The following is a 21,203-nucleotide window of genomic DNA, read 5'->3' on the forward strand; positions in this document are numbered from 1 at the left end:
GCGACGGCGCGCGGCCGAAGCCGCGCGTAACACGCAAAGTAGCCTGCTATTTCGCCAGCGGCTTGCCGGCCGTCTCCGGCGCCAGGGCGATCAACGGCAGGCCGACCACATAGATCAGCGACAGCATCGAAATCGCCAGCGGGAAGCTGCCGGTGCGGGCGGCGAGCGCGCCGATCAGGGTCGGGCCGGCGGCACCGAGCACACGGCCCATGCTGAAGGCGAAGCCGGAGCCCGAGCCGCGCAGCGCCGAAGGAAACATCTCCGGCAGCCAGATCGTGAACAGGCCGAACACGCCATTGGTGAAGAAGCCGAGCACCGGCAGCAGCACCATGAACAGCGTCAGGCTGTCGAGCCATTCGATCGCGACCTCATAGGAGACCACGACGGAGATCAGCCCGCCGATGAAGAACAGCACCGCCGCGCGGCGCCGGCTGCCGAGCCAGGTGGTGAGCCATGGCACAAGGAAGCAGCCGATCAGCGTGCCGACATTGGTGATCAGCCCGGCCACCGCGCCCATCTCCTGCGCGTGCGCGGGTGTCGCGCCCGCGGCGACCAGCTTGGTCGAGATCACGGTCGGGGCCCAGAAGTTCGACGACCACAGGCCGAAGATGATGCAGGCCATCATCAGCGCCGCGGCCCAGGTGGTGCGCGCCTGGTCGCCGGCAAACAAGGCCGCGACCGACGGCTGCTCGCGCGCAGCGCTGCGCTCGGGTTCGGGAATGTTGCTGCGCAGATACGCGATCAGGAGCGCCGGCAGAATGCCGAGCAGGAACATGCCGCGCCAGCCGAGCGTGCTGCCGATCGCAAGCGTCACGGCGGCGGCGAGGAACAGCCCGGTGGGCGTTGCCGTGTGCAGCCATCCGGCAAGCCGCACCCGCGTATTCTCGGGCACGGATTCCTGCAGCAGCGGCGTGCCCGCGGCCCATTCGCCCCCGATGCCGAAGCCGGCAACAAAGCGAAACAATGCGAACATCACGATCCCGGTCGCAAGCCCGCACAGCGCCGTGAACAGCGAGTAGACCAGCACCGTCCAGCACATGATCCTGACGCGCCCGTAACGGTCCGCGGCCCAGCCCCAGACCATCGAGCAGGCCCAGCCCAGCATGAAGATCGAGAACAGCAGCCCGCCATAGATGCCGATATTGGCCTTGCTCGGCTCGATGCCGCTGGCCGGCAGCAATTCGCTCAACGCGCCGACCAGGATGTAGGCGTACATCGAGGAATCGAAGCCATCGAGCATCCAGCCGAACCAGGTCGCCCAAAACACTTTTCGCGGCGACACTGCGCCAGGCGCCGCGACCGACGGCGCAAGTGTATCGACGGTGCTCTCAGTCATGTTTCCTCGCACGTTTCTTTGTGCGGCGGACTATGCCGAGGTTTGCGCGACGGGACATCTCCGGCAAACGGGACGGAGGTATCCGGCACAAGAATAGCGACGCCGATCACATCGGCGTCACCGCGAGAGCGCGAACGCGTGTTGCCCTGGGACGAACGCGCGGCGGCTGCGCCGTTGCAACCGGCGGACGCGCCGGCGCCTTGCGCAGCCTCGCCGCCCCGAGATAGAGAATTCCCGGCGTGGTTCATGACGGTCTTTGCCAAAGCGCACGCCACACCGCGCACGAATGTTTCGGCATGTGTCCGGGAACGTCTCACTTTTGATAGATCTTGAGCGTTTCAATCATCTGCTTGAGCTCGGCAACATATTTATCGGCGTAATCCTTGTGGACCGACAAGGTGACGAGAATGCCGAGCTCGGATGTATTCGTGGCGAGATAGTAGGTGTCGAAATTTGCCAGTTCGGAGCCGGAATGCAGCGCCTCGACCCATTGGTGCGAACCGATCACGTTGCGCTTTACAAACCGGATGTCGGACAGCTTGCCCGTGCCTTCGTCGCCGATCCGTTGCCGCTGCTTCAGATGGTCTTCGTAGGTCTGCAGATTGTCCTGCTCGTTGCGTTCCTTCATGGCGATGATCGCGATTGCCGCACGGGGAGGCTTGCCGGGCGGGGAGCAGACGAACTCAGTGTCGTCTTGTTCGCACCACCAGCCGTGTGCCAGCTCCATGTCGAACGCCGCGGCCCGGAAGACGTCTCGCTGCGGCGTGACCAGGATACGCGACGCTGAATATCCGGCGCCACCGAGCACGACCGCGCTCACCACAAACGATGCCAGCATTGCGGTGACAAGGCGCGCGCTGCCGGGGATATCCATCGTCAGCCCCCCTGCTGCTCGATCCAGCGCTTGAGATCGGCGGCACGCTGCTTGAGGCCGGCCCCCGCCTTGGAGCCGGCGACCGCGTCGATGGTGTTGAGGGCCGCCTGCTTGGCATCTGCGGCAGCGGCGGCATTTCCCCGCTTGCGCTCAATCAGGACAAGGTATGCCTGCGCGATAGCCACCTCGTAGGCAACAGATGCGTCCGCGGTCTTGCCGTCACCTGATAAGCCGGCGCTAACCGCAAGCTTGAACTGCTCGGCCGCAGGATCGAGCCGGTCCAGCGCGGCATATTGCTGACCCGCCAGCCGGAACAGGCGCACCCGCCATCCGACGATCTGATAATCCTCGGTACGACCGTCGGATTTGCGGGCGTCGAGCAAGCGCTTCAACGCATCGGCACCTGCGTCGTAGCTGTCCGCCGCCTCCTGGTGGCGATTTGCGGCGACGTGCAGGTCGCCCGTCTGGCCCAGCGCCTCGGCCTCGAACCGGATGAACTGGGCGCGCCCATCATGCTCCTTGCCGAGCCGCCTGCTGTCATCGAGCAGATCGGCAAATGCGCGGCCGGCGCCGTCCATATCCTTTTGCCGCACCAGATATTCGGCATAGGCTTGCCGGGCCTGCAGGAGCGCCAGCGCCGAGTCGACGCGTGCGCGGCCCTGATGACTGAGCGCCGCGCGCTCGATGGCGTCGCCGAATTCCTTCCGCGCCTCCTTGTCTTCGTGAAGCGCTTCACGGTGGGCGCCGCGCTCGAGCCGACAGGTCACGATCCCGTTGATCGGAGGATCGCTCGCTGTCCCTTGATCCGCCTTGTCGAGCAGATCGCAACCGCGGCCGATGATGAGCCGGCGTGTCCGCAAGGCGTCGGCATCGTCGGCTCTCAGATTGGCCGCCTCCCCAATCATGCTGGAAGCCGCGAACATGCTGTCATCGTTGGCGCGGATGGCCTTGTACTGATTGATCAAGGCCAGCACGCTAAGACTACCAACGGCGACAAGCGTTCCCAGGGTTGCGCCCGCGACCGCGCCCAACTGCGTCTGCTGCCGCCTCTCCTCTTCTTGCCGGAGCCGGGGCATCTCCTCCGGCGGTATGTTGAGCAGGGGCGCGACGATCTTCAGCTTTTCCGCGCTCAGGCGGACCACCCGTGAGAAGCTCAGGAACCACAATGGTCCCGCGCCTCTCAGATCGACGATCTCGATGTTCGGGAAGGCTTCCTTCAAGCCTCCGGGCAGCGGGCCGTCGAAGTCGCCTGCGCCCCTGGCCACGATGACATTGCCGGCCGCAGGACCAGCGGTGAAATCCCTGATCTCGCGCTCGATCCAGTCTTCTGTGCCGCCCGGCCGCCGCATCGCATCCGGCGTCGCCACCACGATCAGGTATCGCGAGGAGAGCAGCGCCGGCTTGATGCTTTGCTGGTAGAAGTCGCTGGTGCCGCGCTCATAGGCCGTATCGAGATAGACGCGCAGCTTCTTCGCATAGGCGCCGCGCAGCGCCGCAGGAAGGCGAAAGCCGACAAGTGTGCGCCTGAGCCACCGTGCAACGGCAATTCCGTCGGACCGGCGGTAGGAAATGAATGCGTCGTAGTTGAACTCAGACATCGAGTTCGACGGGCTGATTGAATGGGAGCAGGTCCGAACCGGGCCGGATCGCGCAGCTGAACAGGAACTTATTCGAAAAAATCTACATCAGACACGCAAGCTAAACACGTTGTAGTGGCTGGATCAATCTCCATCTCGTCAAGCGAGCATCGGCATTGTCCGCCTTCCGGCCGAGCCTGGGGATGATGGTGCGGTTCGCTCGACGCGGCGCGATCAGCTTGTTAAGCCGCCTCTCCGCAAGGACAATTTGAGTCGGGACATGACCGTAGCGATCGAGATGGGACAAACGACGGCCGGCGCTTCGGCGGCCATCGACCTCGAGGAGCTATTGGCGACACGCCTCCTGGTGCAGGGCAATTCGGGTTCCGGCAAATCCCATCTGCTGCGCCGGCTGCTGGAACAGAGCGCTCCCTGGGTGCAGCAGACCATCATCGATCCCGAAGGTGATTTCATCACCCTGGCGGAACGATTCGGCCACCTCGTCATCGACGCCGAGGACCACACCGAGCGCAGCCTGCAGGTCGCCGGCGAGCGCGTGCGCATCCATCGCGTCTCCACGGTGCTCAATCTCGAAGGGCTCGACGCCGAGAACCAGATGCGGCGCGCCGCAGCGTTCCTCGGCGGGCTGTTCGACGTCGCCCGCGACCACTGGTATCCGATGCTGGTGGTGGTGGACGAGGCGCAGTTGTTCGCGCCGGCGGTCGCGGGCGAGGTGTCCGACGAGGCGCGCAAGCTTTCGCTCGGCGCGATGACCAATTTGATGTGCCGCGGCCGCAAGCGCGGGCTTGCCGGGATCATCGCAACCCAACGGCTGGCGAAGCTCGCCAAGAATGTCGCGGCCGAAGCGTCAAACTTCCTGATGGGCCGCACCTTCCTCGATATCGACATGGCGCGCGCCGCCGACCTGCTCGGCATGGAACGGCGGCAGGCGGAAGCCTTCCGCGACCTCGAGCGCGGGCAGTTCATGGCGCTCGGACCTGCGCTGTCCCGCCGTCCGCTGGGCTTACGCATCGGTCCGACCGACACCCAGCCGCGCAACGCGGCGCCGCGGTTGATGCCGCTGCCTGAAGCGGCACTGGAGGACGCACGCGCGATCATCCTGGCCGCTCCGCCGCCCGAAATAACGGCCAGGCCACAGCGCCGCGCGCCGTCGCCGGACCTGCTCAGCCAGTTGATGGCCGCCAAACAGCCGGCACCGGAGCCAGATCCCGAAGCTGCCGAGCCACCGCCGAGCGCCGAGCAATTGGCCGAGCGGCGTGAGCGGTTGGACCGTATCCTGCGCGCCATCCTCGCCGAGCCCGACGCCGGCTTCCGCGCCATCGGCGTGCTCTATCAGGAGTTCGTGGTCCGCTGCCGGATCGAGGGTCTCGGTGCCGTTGTGCCGGAGCTGACCGATTTCCGCCGGATGCTGACGCGCGCCCGCGCCGGGCTCGGCACCGAGATGGCGGAGGACGACGTCTGGCAGGATGTCTCGCTGCGTGCGGCCCTCCTGCCCGAGGACATGCAGGGTGTCTTCATGATGATCGCGCGCGCCGCGAAGGAGGGCTGGCCTTGCCCGAGCGATGCCGCGATCGCTCGTGCCTACGGCACGCATTCGCTGCGCCGCGCCCGGCATCTTCTGACCTACATCGAGGAACAAGGCCTGATCGTCTGCCAGCTCGACGGGGCCGGCCGGCGGATCGTGACCCTGGTCGAGCTCGCCTGGGCCACGGCCGCGGCCGACCCGAATGTGGACGACGTGGCGACGGAGGCGGCTTGCAGCAGCTCGTCGCCGTGATCAGGCGCTGGGCAACCAGGCGTTTGGTGTTGCGCGGCATCCCGGAAGCGCTGCAAGACAAGAAAAGGCCCGCCAGGAGGCGGGCCTTTTCATCTTTGCCGGTTGAGCGATTTTGGTTGCCGAGGGCCCGCGACAAGCCCTCCACAGCCCCCCTATCTCAAGCCCTTACGCATGCTGCGGCTGCGCAAGCTGACTGACTTGCATCGCCGGCGGATCGACAACCGAGGTACCGCCATGGCCGTCGCTCGAGGCCGTGAATGTGGAAGCCATATAGTTGCCCAGCAGCGCAATACTGGCGGTGACAGTGCCGTCCGTCACCGTGAGCGTTCCGTGCGTGCTGTCACCGCTGAAGGTCGGCGTCTGAACGGTCGCGAAATTGATATTCGCGAAATCGATCGTGTCCGAACCGGTCATGCCGGCGACAGTTCCGGTGAAGCTCGCGGAATTGTCGAGCTTCAGCGTCCCCGTGCTGCCCAGGAACGTAACGGCGGCGTTCGAAGCCCCCGTCAATTCCAGGGTCGTGCCCGCTGCGACGGTGGCGCTGCTGGGGCTCTCTCCCGTGACGTTGAAAGGCTGCCAGACACCCCACGCACTGCCATCATACGCCCGGATCCAGAGTTGGTCGGTGCCGGAGCCGGCCTGATAGGTCGTCTGGGCAAGTTGTGCCGAAGTGACGTCGATCTCCGTATTCGCAGACTGGTTCACTCCGTTGACGTTCCAACGCCCGTTCGTGTTGGAATCCCACAACGCATATTTCGTTACGGTATCGCCATCCGCGTCCGTCGCGCTGACCAGGCTCGAAGCCGCGAAGACCTGCCCCGAGACCGTCGTGACGTTCGAGACCGCGACTGTCGGCGCCTGGTTCGTTGCGGTGGCCGTGAAGCTCTTCCAGGAACTCCACATGCTGCCGTCATTGGCCCGCACCCAGAGCGTATCCGATGGCGAGCCACCGGGTCCGAACACGTAGCTCACCTGTGACAGGTTCGCCGCGCTCACATCGATCTCGGTGTTGGCGGCCTGGGCGACGCCATTCACAACCCAATGGCCGTTTCCTCCGGTATCCCAGAAGGCGTATTGGGTGATCGTATCGTTCTCGCTATCCGACACCGAGAACAGGCTCGAGGCCGCGATCGAATGGTCGTGAATTCCGGTTACGTTTGCATTCGATGCGGTAACGACCGGGGCAGTGTCGGGTCCCGGCGTTGCGGTGAAGCTCTTCCAGGCTCCCCACATGCTGCCGTCATTGGCTCGCACCCAGAGCGTATCGGGCGTCGAACCGCCGGGGCCGAACACATAGCTCACCTGCGACAGGTTCGCCGCGCTTACGTCGATCTCGGTGTTGGCGGCCTGGGCAACGCCATTCACCACCCAGTGGCCGTTTCCGCCGGTGTCCCAGAAGGCGTACTGGGTGATCGTATCGTTCTCGTTGTCCGAGACCGAGAACAGGTTCGAGGCGAGCGCCGACGTCTGCCCATGGAGCGCCGTCACGTTCGATGCCGTGACGACCGGAGCAATGTCGTCCCCCGGTGTAGCCGTGAACGCGGTCCAGGTGCTCCACTTCGAGCCGTCATTGGCGCGCACGTAGAGCGTATCGGGCGTCGAGCCGCCGGGGCCGAACACATAGCTCACCTGCGACAGGTTCGCCGCCGCAACGTCGATCTCGACGCCGGCGGACTGCGCGACACCATTCACCACCCAATGGCCGTTTCCGCCGGTGTCCCAGAAGGCGTACTGGGTGATCGTATCGTTCTCGTTGTCCGAGACCGAGAACAGATTCGAGGCGAGCGCCGACGTCTGCCCATGGAGCGCGGTCACGTTCGATGCCGTGACCACCGGCGCAACGTCCGGTCCCGGCGTTGCCGTGAACGCGGTCCAGGTGCTCCACTTCGAGCCGTCATTGGCGCGCACGTAGAGTGTGTCGGGCGTCGAGCCGCCCGGTCCGAACACATAGCTCACCTGCGACAGGTTCGCCGCCGCAACGTCGATCTCGACGCCGGCGGACTGCGCGACACCGTTCACCACCCAGTGGCCGTTTCCGCCGGTGTCCCAGAAGGCGTACTGGGTGATCGTATCGTTCTCGTTGTCCGAGACCGAGAACAGGTTCGAGGCGAGCGCCGACGTCTGCCCATGGAGCGCGGTCACGTTCGATGCCGTAACGACCGGAGCAACGTCGGGTCCCGGCGTTGCCGTGAACGCGGTCCAGGCGCTCCACTTCGAGCCGTCATTGGCGCGCACGTAGAGCGTATCGGGCGTCGAGCTGCCGGGGCCGAACACGTAACTCACCTGCGACAGGTTCGCCGCCGCAACGTCGATCTCGACGCCGGCGGACTGCGCGACACCGTTCACCACCCAGTGGCCGTTTCCGCCGGTGTCCCAGAAGGCGTACTGGGTGATCGTATCGTGCTCGTTGTCCGAGACCGAGAACAGGTTCGAGGCGAGAGCCGACGTCTGCCCATGAAGCGCGGTCACGTTCGATGCCGTGACGACCGGAGCAATGTCGTCCCCCGGTGTGGCTGTGAACGCGGTCCAGGTGCTCCACGCAGATCCGGCGTCCTTCGCCCGCACGTAGAGCGTATCAGGCGTCGAGCCGCCGGGACCGAAGACGTAACTCACCTGCGACAGCTGCGACGCCGCAACGTCGATCTCGACGCCGGCGGCCTGGGCGACACCATTCACCACCCAGTGGCCGTTTCCTCCAGTATCCCAGAAGGCATACTGGGTGATCGTATCATTCTCGCTATCCGACACCGAGAACAGGTTCGAGGCGAGCGCCGATGTCTGCCCATGGGCCGCTTTCACATTCGACGCCGTAACGGTCGGTGGATCATCGATCCCGGGCATCGCCGTGAATGCCGTCCACGCTCCCCACAACATTCCGTCGCTGGCCCGCACGTAGAGCGTATCGGGCGCTGAGCCGCCTGGGCCGAACACATAGCTCACCTGCGACAGCTGCGCTGCAGAGACATCGATCTCGGTGTTGGCGGCCTGGGCAACACCGTTCACCACCCAGTGGCCGTTGCCACCGGTGTCCCAGAGGGCGTACTGGGTGATCGTATCGCCGTCGGGATCCGTGGCCGTGAAGATGCTGGTCGCGGAAACCGACTGCTGCAGGTGGATTCCCGTCAGGTTCGGCGCTGTGACAACCGGAGCGCGATCGGGTCCCGGCGTTGCCGTGAACGCCTTCCAACCTCCCCACAACGTTCCGTCATTCGCCCTGATATACAGCGTGTCAGGGGCTGACCCTGTCGGCCCGAAGACGTAACTCACCTGCGACAGCTGCGACGCCGGAACGTCGATCTCGACGCCGGCGGCCTGGGCGACACCATTCACCACCCAGTGGCCGTTTCCGCCGGTGTCCCAGAAGGCGAACTGGGTCATCGTATCGGGATCAGGATCGGACACCGTGAACAGGCTCGATGCGGCAACCGATGTTTGACCATGCGCCGCAGTGACGTTGCTTGCGTTCACCGTCGGTGCGGTGTCCGCAAATGCCGTTGCCGTAAATTTGGTCCAGCCGCCCCAGACCGTACCGTCATTGGCCCGGACGTAGAGGGAATCCGTCGATCCAGTTGGACCAAATACGTAGCTGACCTGCGACAGGTTCGCCGCGGACACATCGATCTCGGCGTTGGTTGCCTGGGTGGCACCGTTGATGGCCCAATGTCCGTTACCCTCGGTGTCCCAGAAGGCGTATTGGGTGATCGTATCGCCGTCGGCGTCCGACACGGTGAAGAGGCTGGAAGCCGCTGCAAAACTCTGGCCCAGGCTCGCCTGTATGTTGGACGCGGACGTGACCGGCGCGCTATCGGCGCGCGCCGTGATCAGCGTGCCGGTGCCGGCATCCGCGCTGACGCCGAACCGCACGCCGGGCGTCTGATCGAGCTGCAGGTCGAAGGTGGAAGCCCCCTCCGTGACATGCAGGATATTGCCCGGGAGCAAGGTCGCCGACCCGCCGGATACGAAATTGAGGCCTGCCAGATCGATGCTGTCACCCAGCACCAGCCCGCTGATGGTGGTGGATATCGACGTGCCATCGATCTTGAGCTGCCCGCCCGAGCCGCTGAAGGTGATGCCGCCGCTCGCGACGCTGCCGGCCTGCAATTCGAGCAAGCCGCCGGAAATGATGACCGGCCCCGTGGAGCCGCCCGACGATACGATCTCGGTGCCGCCGGCAAATACCGCGACGTGGCTGGTCACCGCGCCGGCAACGTTGAACGTGCCGCCGCTCGACACCCCGACGTCGTGCACCGTCGCGCCGGCGGAAACATTCAAGACGCCGCCGCTGGACACCCCCGCGTAGGCCAGCGCACCGCCCGAGAATACGTTGACCGTGCCGCCGGCTATACCCGTGCCGGAGCCCGATGCGCCGGTGACGACGCCGCCCGAGAATACGTTCTCAACGCCGCCGGCATAGACGCCGACCGTGCTGAGCACGGTGCCCGACACGTTGAGCGTGCCGCCGCTCGAAACGGCGACGAACGCCGCCGAGCCGCCGGCCTGGACGTTCAGTACGCCGCCCGAGTTAACGCCGGTCCCGGAGCTGATGGCGCCGGTGATCAGCCCACCGGACAGCACGTTCTCGACACCGCCGGCATTGATGCCGTTATTTCTCAGCACGGTGCCCGCAACATTGAAGATGCCGCCGTTATACACGCCGACAAAGGAAGCCGTGGCGCCAGCCGACAAGTTCAAGGTGCCGCCCGAAACCCCGGTCCCGGATCCGCTCGCTCCCGAGATCGATCCCCCGGACAACACGTTTTCGATGCCACCGCTAAAGACTGCTGTGTTGCTCAGCACATTGCCCGCGACATTGAAGGTACCGCCGCTGGACACGCCGACGAACGCCGCCGAGCCGCCGGCCAGGACGTTCAATACGCCTCCAGCGGAAACGGTGGTCGCGCCGCCACTCGTCGAGCCGGTGATCAGTCCGCCGGACAGCACGTTCTCCACGCCGCTGTCCATGATCAACGTGTTGCTGGTGATGGTGCCCGCAACGTTCATGATGCCGCCACTCGACACCGTGATGTTGTGCGCGGTACCGCCGGCGGAGACGTTCAGATTGCCGCCGCTCCAAGCCGTCACGTGAGCGAGCGAGCCGCCCGCAAGGACGTTGAGTGTGCCGCCGGAAATGGACGTCCCGGAGCCTGACGCGCCGCCGACAACGCCACCCGAGAAGACGTTCTCAACGCCGCCGGCAGAAACGGTCACATTGCTGAGCACGGTGCCAGACACATTGAACGTGCCGCCGCTCGAAACGGTCAGATAAGCCGCCGCACCACCGGCCTGCAGGTTCACGATGCCGCCGGAGGAAATGACGGTGCCGGAGCCGGAAGTTCCGGAGATCAGCCCGCCGGAAAACACGTTCTCGACACCACCGTCCGTGACCAGCACGTTGCTGGTGGTCGTGCCTCTGACATTCATGGTGCCGCCGCCTGACACCGTCAGGTGGTGCGCCGTGCCACCGGCGGAGACGTTCAGAACGCCGCCGCTGGAAACCGTCGCGTGATCCAGCGCGCCGCCGCCAAATACGTTGACGGTGCCGCCGGATATGCCCGTCCCCGAGCTGGTGACGCCGGTGACAACACCACCTGAATAGACGTTCTCCACGCCGCCGGCATAGACGCCGCCATTGTTGAGGAAGGTGCCGGACACGTTGAAAACGCCGCCACTCGAAACGCCCACCCATGCGGCCGAGCCGCCCGCGAGAACGGTCAGGGTGCCGCCGGCCGAGACCCCTGTTCCGATTCCAGCGCCACCCGAGATCAGCCCACCCGAATAAACGGTTTCCACGCCTCCGTTGTATACGGACCCTGCGCCCACATAACCGGACACGTTGAACGTGCCGCCGCTCGAAACGCCGACGTAGAAGGCGGATCCGCCGGCCTGCAGGTTGATCGTGCCGCCCGAAATTCCCGTTCCGGACCCGGCCGCACCAGAGATGAGGCCGCCGGACAAGACAGTCTCGACGCCGCCGGCCAACACGCCGGTATTGCTGGTAATGGTGCCGCCGACGCTGAGCACGCCGCCGGACGAAACCAGGATGTGGTCGGCAATGCCGCCGGCTTCGATGACGACCCTTCCGGCATCGCCGATACCCGTCGCCGAGCCCCCGGCGAGAACGTCGAGCAGACCGCCGGCCGAGATCTGCGCCCCCGACGCGAGACCGCCGGACGAAACGGTTTCCACGCCGCCGCTGAGCACGAACTGGTTGGTGACAACGCCGCTGTCGTTCAGCGCACCGCCGGCATAGACGAACATCGCGGTCGCGGTCGCGCCCGACTGCACGTTCACCGTGCCACCGGAGATTGCAGTGCCAAAGCCTCCGGACACACCCTGGACCACGCCGCCCGACAGCACGTTCTCGACGCCGCCGCTATACACGCCGACAGAGCTCAGCACCGTACCGGCGACGTTGAAGACACCGCCGGCCGAGACGCCGACATAGGCCGCCGTGCCGCCAGCCGAAAGGTTCAGCGTACCGCCCGAAACGCCGGTCCCGGATCCGCTCGCTCCGGAGATCGAGCCACCCGACAGCACGTTCTCGACGCCGCCGATATAGATGGCAACGTTGCTCAGCACACGGCCGGCAACGTTGAACGTGCCGCCGCTGGAAACGCCAACATGGACGGCGGACCCGCCGGCCTGAAGGTTCAATATGCCGCCGGCGGAAACGCCGGTACCCGAGCTGGTCGCGCCCGAAATGAAACCACCCGACAGCACGTTTTCGACGCCGCCGTCACGCACCCCAATCATGCTGAGTGTCGTTCCGGCTACGTTGAAGATGCCGCCGCTGGACACGCTGAGATAGCTGGCTGAGCCGCCCGCCAGCACGTTGACGGTGCCGCCCGAAATTCCCGTTCCGGATCCGACTGCACCAGAGATGAACCCGCCGGCCTCGATGTTCTCGACACCGCCGGTGAACACAGCGGTGAAGCTGTTGACCGTGCCGGCCACGTTAAGAGTGCCGCCGCTCGAAACGGCGAGACGATCGGCCCCGCCGCCCGCACTGATCGTGGCGGTGCCGCCACTGGAAATCGTGGTCCCCACCGCGTAGCCGCCGGCGTCGACCAGAAGCTGGCCACCGCTACTCAGCGTCGTCGTGACCGCATGGCCCCCGTTGAGGACCTCGAGAGTATTGGACCCCGTTTCGATCAGTCCTGAGCTGGTAACACCCGAGCTTACAAACGTTGTGCTCATGGCAGCGCTCCCCCAAAAAAAATCAGTGCTTGAAAATGGCTAAAGCTTAAATCCAGGAATCGTTCTGATCACCGATTTGACGTGATCCACGGTGATCAGCCTTGTGCACTCGAACTGACGCGGCGTCCCCTTGTGGCGGGGACACCAGAAGAAATCCTTGTGGTCGAATCGAACCGCCGGATCGTTCCAGCAGCTGTTGCACGCGTGATAGTTGATGACCCGGTAGGGCGTAGCAAATTCATTTGTCGGATGCGTGAATCCCGCAATCATCACGACCGGGGTGCCGACCGCCCAGGCCAGCCAGGCAAGTCCGCTGGAAAGGCCAATGAAGAAGTCCGCGTGATTGAGCAGATTCGCCCGCTCCTGAATCGGGCGGTCACCGGTCCAGTCCTCCGCGCCGTTCGGAATGTGATTCCATACCAGCTCGTGGCCGTGCGTCGGCTTCTGATCGATGCAGATCACGCGATAGCCGGCCTGCTTGAGAAAGCTGGTCAGCTCGCGCCAGCCGTTCGGGTTATTCCAGTACTTGCATTGCGTGGTGCTCTGGACGGCGATGCAGACATAAGGCTCGGCGATGGGCCTTTGATCATCGGCCAGTGAGATGCGCGGCGCCACCTCGGTCGGATCGACGCCGAGGATGTATCCGGCGGTCCGGTGCAGCCCCACAAAACGGAAGTCGCACGGCTGGTAGACGAAATTCTTGTCGTCGAAAAACAACCCGACACTGTACGTGGCGTAGTACCGGTCGGTTTGAATCTCCTCATGCGTGACGAAGTTGATCTCCGGATACGCATCGCGAAACAGCGGAATCAGCTTCTCCGCCATCGCACAGGTCAGCCTGCAATTGTGAGCTTGCTTGAACTTCTCCACATAGGGAAACCAGCCGATCGTGTCGCCCAGAGTGCCGACCGGAAGCTGTATGAGGACCTGACGATCCATCGCGTTGTACTCATGCGAGAAAATGACATCCTCGCCCTGCAAGACCTCGATACGGAAACGAATGTAGTAGCGCTTTGAGCTGTTGACGCGTCCGCCCGCGAACTGCGTCTCGAAGAGAACATTGCCGGTCTCGGCGTCCCAAAGACGCACGCGCCAAGGGCCGTCGGCTTCCGGACAGACGACCCGGGCGCCGTCGTTGAAATCGAATCGTAGTCCCTTCGGACCGACTTGGGTGGGAAGTTCGGCCGCTGCCGGATAGGCACGCTTGGGCGCCTCGGCATCCGGCGCAACGGCTTCCGACTTGGCAGGTACGGCGCTGGTCGAACGATCAACGATTACTTTGGGTTGGTCAGTCACATGGTCAATCGAGCGCTTCAGCCCGATCGCCGGCGCGACGGCAATAGCATTCACGAATATCCCCTGCCCTGAAATATAAATAAGCTTAAAAAGTAGACGGAAGGTAAGCGAGATTGACAACCGCGTCAACGGACGAAAACCTTAGCGAGCACCTCTCCCGGCCGCTTCCACAACGCAGACACAAAGAAACACAAACGATGAGCCGCAACCCCAGCAAGGTCCCATTCGTCATCGCAGCGTCAGCGCACGGCCCGCTGATCGTAAACCGGCTGGACTACCACACGGCGGGCGAGCACACCTTTGGAGTCGGGATCCAAATCCTCGAGCACGGTGCGTTCGACGCCACCGAAATCGAGTTGACGAAGGGCCTTCTTGCACTGCGAAGAACCTATCGGGGCGATGGCGTCGTCGCGATCGACTGCGGGGCAAACATCGGCGTTCACACCATCGAATGGTCCAAGCATATGGACGGCTGGGGCTCGGTCCTCGCCATCGAAGCGCAGGAGCGGGTCTATTATGCGCTTGCCGGCAACATCGCGATCAACAACTGCTTTAATGCGAGAGCCATACACGCAGTTATTTCGTCGGAAACCGGGAAAACCCGGGTGCCGACCTTAAGCCACCAGGAGCCTGCCAGCTTCGGGAGCCTGGAGGTGACGCGACGCCCGGGTACGGAGCAAATCGGCCAGACGATCGATTACTCCGAGACCACCGGCACCGAAACGGCGATGGTCACCCTGGACTCCCTGAAGCTGAGCCGCTGCGATCTGATCAAGATCGACGTCGAAGGGATGGAGTTGAAGGTGCTGGAAGGGGCCGGCGCAACGATCCAGCAGCATCGCCCCGTCATCCACGCCGAATTCATCAAGACCGACAAGGCTGAGCTCGTTCGCAGGCTGAACGGCCTTGGATATCGGACGTACGACGCCGGGCAAAACTGCCTTGCGATACACGAATCCGATCCAAGCTTGAGCCACGTGGAATCCCGGACCCCGTCATGACGGGGCGACCCGCCGGCTTTCACCGCTCTCGGAGAGCATCCTGCCGGTAGCGCATGATCGGCGACAGCAAATAGCTCATGACGCTGCGGGCGCCCGTCCGGATTTGGACGGTGACGGCCATCCCTGGCGAAAGACTGATCTCCTTGTCGTCGATGATCATCTTGGTCCGGTCAATCGAGACATGCGCGATATACGCCGGCGCCTGGCCCTTTGGCTCGCTGCCTTCTTCCGTCCCTCCGCCATTCGTCTCGCGGGCAGAGTCCCGCGACCTGTCCCGGGAGACAGAATCGCGCGAGACGCTGACGATCCTGCCGTGCAGCAGGCCGTAACGCGTGAAGTTGAAAGTATCGACCTTGATCTCGGCGTCCTGCCCCGGGTGCACAAAGCCGATGTCGCGGTTCGAAACCATCGCTTCGATTTCAATCTGGCTATCGCTCGGCACCACCACCGCGAGCGTCTGGGCGGGAGTTACGACCCCGCCGACCGTATGCACAGCCAATTGCTGCACCACGCCATCGATGGGCGCCGCAAGCTTCTGAAGGTTTGTCCGGTGCTCGGCCTTGGCCACCTCATCCTTGAGGCTGCCGGCCTTCTGCGTCGCCTTGGCCAGATCATCGTACAAGCGGTGGCGGTATTCCGAGACAAGCTTGGCGCGCGTCTCATCGAGAGCCGCCACGGCTGCATTGGCCTCCTCGAGCTTGCTCCGCTGCACCAGGATGTCCTGCTGCAGCCCAACGAGCTCCTGGAGCTCCGACAAATATTGCAGCTTTGAACCGTACTCCCTGTCGGCCAAGTACTTGCGAACCCCGACCCGCTCCTGCAGCACCGGAAGCAAAGCATCAATCTTCGCGATGCCAGCCTCGATTGTCCTGGTCTCCGCGACCTTCTGGACCCGTTGCCGGTCCAGTTCCGACAGCTTGGCGCGCTGCTCCGAATCCTGGCTCCGCAAGAACTCCAGGTGCATTTTAATCAAGGCGGGCGGCGTGTCGTCCGGCGCCCCGTCAAGCGCACTGGTGTTTCCGTCGAGTGCGGAGCGCGTGCGCGAAATGTCCAGCAATGACGAGAGAAGATCGTTTTTCAGGTGCTGAAGCTCCGCCTGATTGCTCGTCGGATCCAGCTCGATCAGAACCTCGCCCGCTTTGACGGTCTGGCCGTCGCGAACGTGAATGGCCCGGACCACGCCGATTTCGAGCGGCTGAACCAGCTTGACACGATCGCCCGGCACGATCTTTCCCGACGCAGAGGCAACGATGTCGATCTTGCCGAGACCGGCCCACGCGACCGCGCAACAGAACAATGCCGCAATCAAGACGCCGGTAAGTCTGGCCGTCGGAGATGGCGGCGTCTCGACGATTTCGAGGGCTGCCGGCAGGAAAGCCAGTTCGTCCCTCGATTTACCCCCGGCCGGGAGCGCTTCACGAGCCGACTTCATGGATCCCCGCCTGCAACCGGTACAGTGACGCGTATCTTCCGCCTGTGCTGAGCAGCTCCTCGTGGGATCCCTGTTCGACGAGCCGCCCGCGATCGATGGTGATGATTCGATCGGTGCGCCTGACCGCGGACAGACGGTGCGCAATGACAAAGACCGTTCGCCCCTTCACGATCCGGTTCATATTGTCCTGAATGACCCTTTCGCTTTCATAGTCCAGCGAGCTGGTCGCTTCGTCGAAGATCAGGATGCGCGGGTCGGTGATAAGGGCCCGCGCGATCGCGATACGCTGCCGCTGCCCCCCCGACAGGCTGTTGCCGCGCTCGCCTACGACGGTGTCGTAGCCTTCCGGCAGCTCCAGAATGAACTCATGAGCTCCCGCAAGCTGGGCCGCCGCGATCACCTGCTGCATCGGCGCGGCCGGGTCGGCGAGCGCAATGTTTTCCCGTACGCTGCGATTGAACAGCACGTTCTCTTGCAGGACGACGCCGACCTGGCGACGCAGCCACGCCGGATCGACCATCGCAAGATCGACGCCATCGACAAGAACCCTGCCCTTTTCCGGGACGTAAAGGCGCTGGACCAGCTTCGTGAAGGTGCTCTTGCCTGAGCCGGACGGACCGACGATGCCGACGACCTGGCCGGCGGGAATGTTGATGTTGATGTCGTGCAGCACTTCCGGCCCATCCACACGATATCGGAAGGATACGTGCTCGAGTGTGACCTGGCCCTTGATGGGAGGCGGCACCGCGCGACCGGGATTGAACGTCTGCTCCGCCGGGGTGTTCAGGATATCGCCCAGCCGCGCGACCGAGAGCCTGGCCTGATGGAAGTCCTGCCAGAGCTGCGCCAGCCTCAGAACAGGAGCGCTGACGCGCGAGGAGAACATGTTGAAGGCGATCAGCTCGCCCACCGTGAGGCTGCCGTCGATCACAAGCTTGGCACCGGCGTAAAGGATCACCGCGGTGACGAGCTTGCTCACGAACTGAACTGATTGGCTCGCAACATTCGCCAGGCTGAGCACGCGGAAGCTCGCGGCAACGTACTCGGCAAGCTGCTCCTCCCAGCGGCGCTGCATCTGCGGTTCGAGCGCCATGGCCTTGATCGTCTCGACACCCGTCACGCTCTCGACAAGAAAGGCCTGGTTTTCGGCGCCGCGCTCGAATTTGGTGTCCAGCCGCTGACGGAACAGCGGCGTCGCGCCGGCCGAGATACCGACATAAAGCGGGAAGGATCCAAGGACGATCCAGGTCAGGATCGGCGAGTAGACGAACATCACCGCGATGAAAACTGCGGTGAAGAACAGATCGATCACCACCGTCAGGGCCGATCCGGTCAGGAAGTTGCGAATGTTCTCGAGCTCGCGGACCCGCGCAACCGAGTCGCCAACCCGGCGCGCCTGAAAGTAGGCGATCGGAAGTCCGATGAGGTGCCGGAACAGGCGGGCTCCCAGCTCGACGTCGATCCTGTTCGTCACGTGAGAGAACAGGTATGTCCGCAATATGCCGAGGGCCGTCTCAAAAACCGCAATGCCTATCAAACCCACCGCGAGCACATCGAGCGTACTGAGCGTGTGATTAACGAGGACCTTGTCGATCACCACCTGGAAAAACAGCGGCGACACCAGCGCAAACAGCTGCAAGAAAAAGGAGGCGATCAACACCTCCAGGAAATGGTAGCGATATTTATGAATGGCTCCCAGAAACCATGACAAATCAAAGCGACGGGCAAGGTTGACCAGTCCCGCCCGGCGGCTCACCAGGATCAGCCGGCCGGCCCACACCGCCTCCAGTTCGGCCCTCGTGATCAACTCCGGGCGCTCTGACAGGGGTGACTGAACGAGGATCTTGTCTGCGCCCACCTTGGCAAGGATCAGATGGCCGCCGTCGCGCAACAGGGCAATGGCAGGAAGCGGGACCTTCTCCAGCCTCAACCAGTTGCTGGTCACCTCGCGGGCCTTGACGCCGGTCGAGCGCGCGTAGCGCAGCATCTCCGGCGTTCCGAACGAGCCATTCCCGAATTGATGACGAATCTGGTCGACATCGGCCGGGATACCGTGAAAACGCAGCAACATCACGAGTGCAACTATCCCGCTGTCTGCTGTGCTGCCGCTCCGCGTTTCAATCATTTCGCGATTAATCTGTTGAGTAGCTGAAATTGACTGCAGTCGAATGAGCCGAGATTGCCGTAAGCGCGCCCTGCCCCCGCCCTTACAACCTCGCCGTCAGTGCAAACTGACTGTTCGCAGCGAACCAAAGAGCAGCAGATGAATATGACAGCCAGAGTACTATGGCTCTCCGGCGAGATGCAATTGGCGTTATGAACGGCGGCGCCGGATTCGCGAACTCGATCATGCCGATCGAGGAACCCTTCGCGGAGTCATTCGAAATCGGACCGAGGTCCGTAGTCTTACGGAGAGCGGCACGGATGCCGCGTCGGCGCCGGCCCCTTCGCGTCTGTTGACTACACCGCGGCAGTCAGTTGAATGTCACTTATTACGCCCGTGCTACCATAGATTGAGAGCCCGACCGAGATGCCCTGGAATTATTCAGTAACATTGAACGATCCGTCGAACGTCGGCGGATCCGCTGACGCGTCTCTCGTTTACGATCTTGAGCAGGCCCTCAACATTTGGCAGCAATATATCCTGGGCATTGGCACTCTGGTTGTGTCACTCAACATCCTGCCGACCGCCGTCGGCCGTGCCGATGGCGGGCCTACCTCCAGCTACTACATCGGCACAAGCGGCGGGCTCGCCGTGTATGAGCCATCCAGCCAGTACGAGCTGACCACCGGACAGCATGTCCCGGGAACGACAAGCGACATCACCATCAACATCGATCCGGGCTATTTCCAGTACATCGACCTGGATTATGGTCTGACCTACTCCAGTCAGGTCCCTGGAAACGTAATCAATCCGATCAACGTTTTTCTCCATGAGCTCATGCATGGTTTCGGCATGGTGGGCTGGTACGACCAGAGCGGCCAACTGGCCGGCAGCTATGAGTCAACGTTCGACACTCTGATTCAAAAGACTGCATATGGCGCTTACTTTGTCGGTGCAAATGCCGAGGCCGCTTACGGCGGCCCGGTGCCTTTGACCACGAACAGCACCACCCAGAACTACTACCACTTCGGCAACCAGCAATCCGATCTCTACGCCAGCCCCTCGACCGTTCAGGATCCTCTCACGCTGGACCTGATGAACGGGATCGTTTTCTACGGCAATTACCAGTACGCGATCTCCAACCTGGACATCGGAGTTCTGAAGGACCTCGGATACAGCATCCGGACGACACCCATCGTAACGGCTGCCGATCAGACCGCGGCTCGAAATCAGGTTTTTTCGGCCTCGTCACTGTTCTCGGTGAACATGGCCGCGGGCGATAGCATCACCCAATATGCCCTGTGGGACAGCAACGGCTACGGTCACTGGACGGTGAACGGAACAGTCCAGGGCACCAACACCGAGATCGACATCAGTGCTTCGCAGCTGGCTCAAACGAATTACCAGGCCGGACCCGGCTCGGACACGCTGTGGATCAGAGCTTTCGACGGCTATTTGTGGAGCGACTGGAAATCCTTCGTGATTTCTCCGGCCGATCGCGCCCCAACGGTCACGGCCACCAACGTGACCGGCACGCACGGGCAGCTCTCGGTGGCTGGATCGGGACTGTTCTCGGCCAGCGACGCGGATGGCGACGGGATCACCCAGTATGCGTTGTGGGACACCGAGGGCCACGGGCATTGGGCCATCAATGGTGTCGCGCAAGCCACCAATGCCGAAATCGACGTCTCGGCCGCCAGCATCTCGCAAGTGAGTTATATGTTCGGCACAGCCTCAGACACGCTCTGGGTCCGGGCATATGATGGATATCTTTGGGGCGCGTGGGTTCGTTTCAACGCCACGCCAGGTCCGGATCTCGCTCCAGTTGTTCACGCATTAAACGTCGCAGCAGTACACGGACAAACGTCGGTCGCGGCCTCGAGTCTGATTACCGCCACCGACCCGGATCTCGATACGATCACCCGATACGCGCTTTGGGACAGCAACGGCAACGGCGCATGGGTCGTGAACGGTGTCGTACAGGCCACCAATACGGAGATCGACCTCACTCCCGCGCAGTTTGCCCAGACGAGCTACCAATTCGGCTCCGCCTCCGACCAGCTCTGGGTCAAGGCTTACGATGGGATTCAGTGGGGGGCATGGGTCCCGTTCATGGCAGTTCCGTACCCGAACCATCCGCCGGTGGTCATCGCAACCGACGTGTCGGCCACACACAACCAGAACATCGCCGCATCGAATCTCTTCAGTGTAACCGACGCCGATTCAGATGCGATCGTCGGCTATCAGGTTTGGGATTCAACGACCGATCCCGCCAGCGGCCATTGGGTGATCGGCGGAGTAGCGCAGGCTTCCAACATAGCCATCAATGTGACGCCCGCTCAATTCACCAACACCTCGTTCCAGACCGGCTCCGGCTCGGATGATCTCTGGGTGCGAGCCAATGACGGTACGACATGGGGAGCCTGGAAAGAGTTCCACGTCAACGCGCCGATCGACCATGCACCTGTGGCGAGCGCGTCGGACGTGACCGCCACCCATGGCCAGACTATCGCGGCGACAAGCCTGTTCACGGTCAGCGACGCCGACAGCGATACCATCACCAACTATCAGTTCTGGGACTCGACCGC

At 63.3% G+C, this 21,203-nt stretch carries 10 protein-coding genes; 3 read left to right on the forward strand and 7 right to left on the reverse strand.

The genetic code is table 11. The features are described from left to right. Positions 1-46: 46 nt before the first annotated feature. From QJT82_RS34735 to QJT82_RS34745, 3 genes are all read right to left on the reverse strand, one after another. Positions 47-1,336, reverse strand: a complete 1,290-nt coding sequence (locus tag QJT82_RS34735; RefSeq protein ID WP_028345422.1) for an MFS transporter — start codon at positions 1,334-1,336, stop codon at positions 47-49. 313 nt (positions 1,337-1,649) lie between these two features. Beyond that, entirely contained in the window at positions 1,650-2,210 is a 561-nt protein-coding gene (locus QJT82_RS34740; RefSeq protein ID WP_028345423.1) for a hypothetical protein, read from the reverse strand. Between the two features lie 2 nt (positions 2,211-2,212). Next, a complete protein-coding gene (locus QJT82_RS34745; RefSeq protein WP_245288981.1) occupies positions 2,213-3,580 on the reverse strand; it encodes a hypothetical protein in 1,368 nt (455 codons plus the stop codon). 487 nt (positions 3,581-4,067) lie between these two features. On the opposite strand from QJT82_RS34745, the gene QJT82_RS34750 reads away from it, so the two are divergent. Continuing rightward, positions 4,068-5,585, forward strand: a complete 1,518-nt coding sequence (locus QJT82_RS34750; RefSeq protein ID WP_028345425.1) for an ATP-binding protein — start codon at positions 4,068-4,070, stop codon at positions 5,583-5,585. Positions 5,586-5,750: 165 nt separating this feature from the next. On the opposite strand, the gene QJT82_RS34755 is transcribed toward QJT82_RS34750, so the two are convergent. Continuing rightward, complete coding sequence (locus QJT82_RS34755) at positions 5,751-12,782, reverse strand: hypothetical protein (RefSeq protein ID WP_259244927.1); 7,032 nt, start codon at positions 12,780-12,782, stop codon at positions 5,751-5,753. A 39-nt stretch (positions 12,783-12,821) separates the two neighbouring features. Then, positions 12,822-14,132, reverse strand: a complete 1,311-nt coding sequence (locus QJT82_RS34760; RefSeq protein WP_245288982.1) for an autotransporter strand-loop-strand O-heptosyltransferase — start codon at positions 14,130-14,132, stop codon at positions 12,822-12,824. Positions 14,133-14,275: 143 nt separating this feature from the next. Here QJT82_RS34760 and QJT82_RS34765 point away from each other — a divergent pair, with 143 nt between their 5' ends. Continuing rightward, positions 14,276-15,079 carry an FkbM family methyltransferase gene (locus QJT82_RS34765; protein ID WP_028345427.1) on the forward strand — a complete coding sequence of 268 codons (804 nt, stop codon included), beginning with the start codon at positions 14,276-14,278 and terminating at the stop codon, positions 15,077-15,079. Between the two features lie 19 nt (positions 15,080-15,098). Here the strand turns inward: QJT82_RS34765 and QJT82_RS34770 are convergent, their stop codons facing one another. Beyond that, positions 15,099-16,511, reverse strand: a complete 1,413-nt coding sequence (locus tag QJT82_RS34770) for an HlyD family type I secretion periplasmic adaptor subunit (protein WP_028345428.1) — start codon at positions 16,509-16,511, stop codon at positions 15,099-15,101. After that, positions 16,495-18,636, reverse strand: a complete 2,142-nt coding sequence (locus tag QJT82_RS34775) for a type I secretion system permease/ATPase (protein WP_080687063.1) — start codon at positions 18,634-18,636, stop codon at positions 16,495-16,497. Before QJT82_RS34775 ends, QJT82_RS34770 begins: the two co-directional genes overlap by 17 nt. A gap of 405 nt (positions 18,637-19,041) precedes the next feature. Here QJT82_RS34775 and QJT82_RS34780 point away from each other — a divergent pair. Continuing rightward, on the forward strand, positions 19,042-21,203 hold a 2,162-nt coding region (locus QJT82_RS34780), incomplete at its 3' end, for a hypothetical protein (RefSeq protein WP_281446681.1).

This window comes from Bradyrhizobium sp. Mp19 (assembly GCF_029952935.1).
Taxonomy (GTDB): Bacteria; Pseudomonadota; Alphaproteobacteria; order Rhizobiales; family Xanthobacteraceae; genus Bradyrhizobium; species Bradyrhizobium elkanii.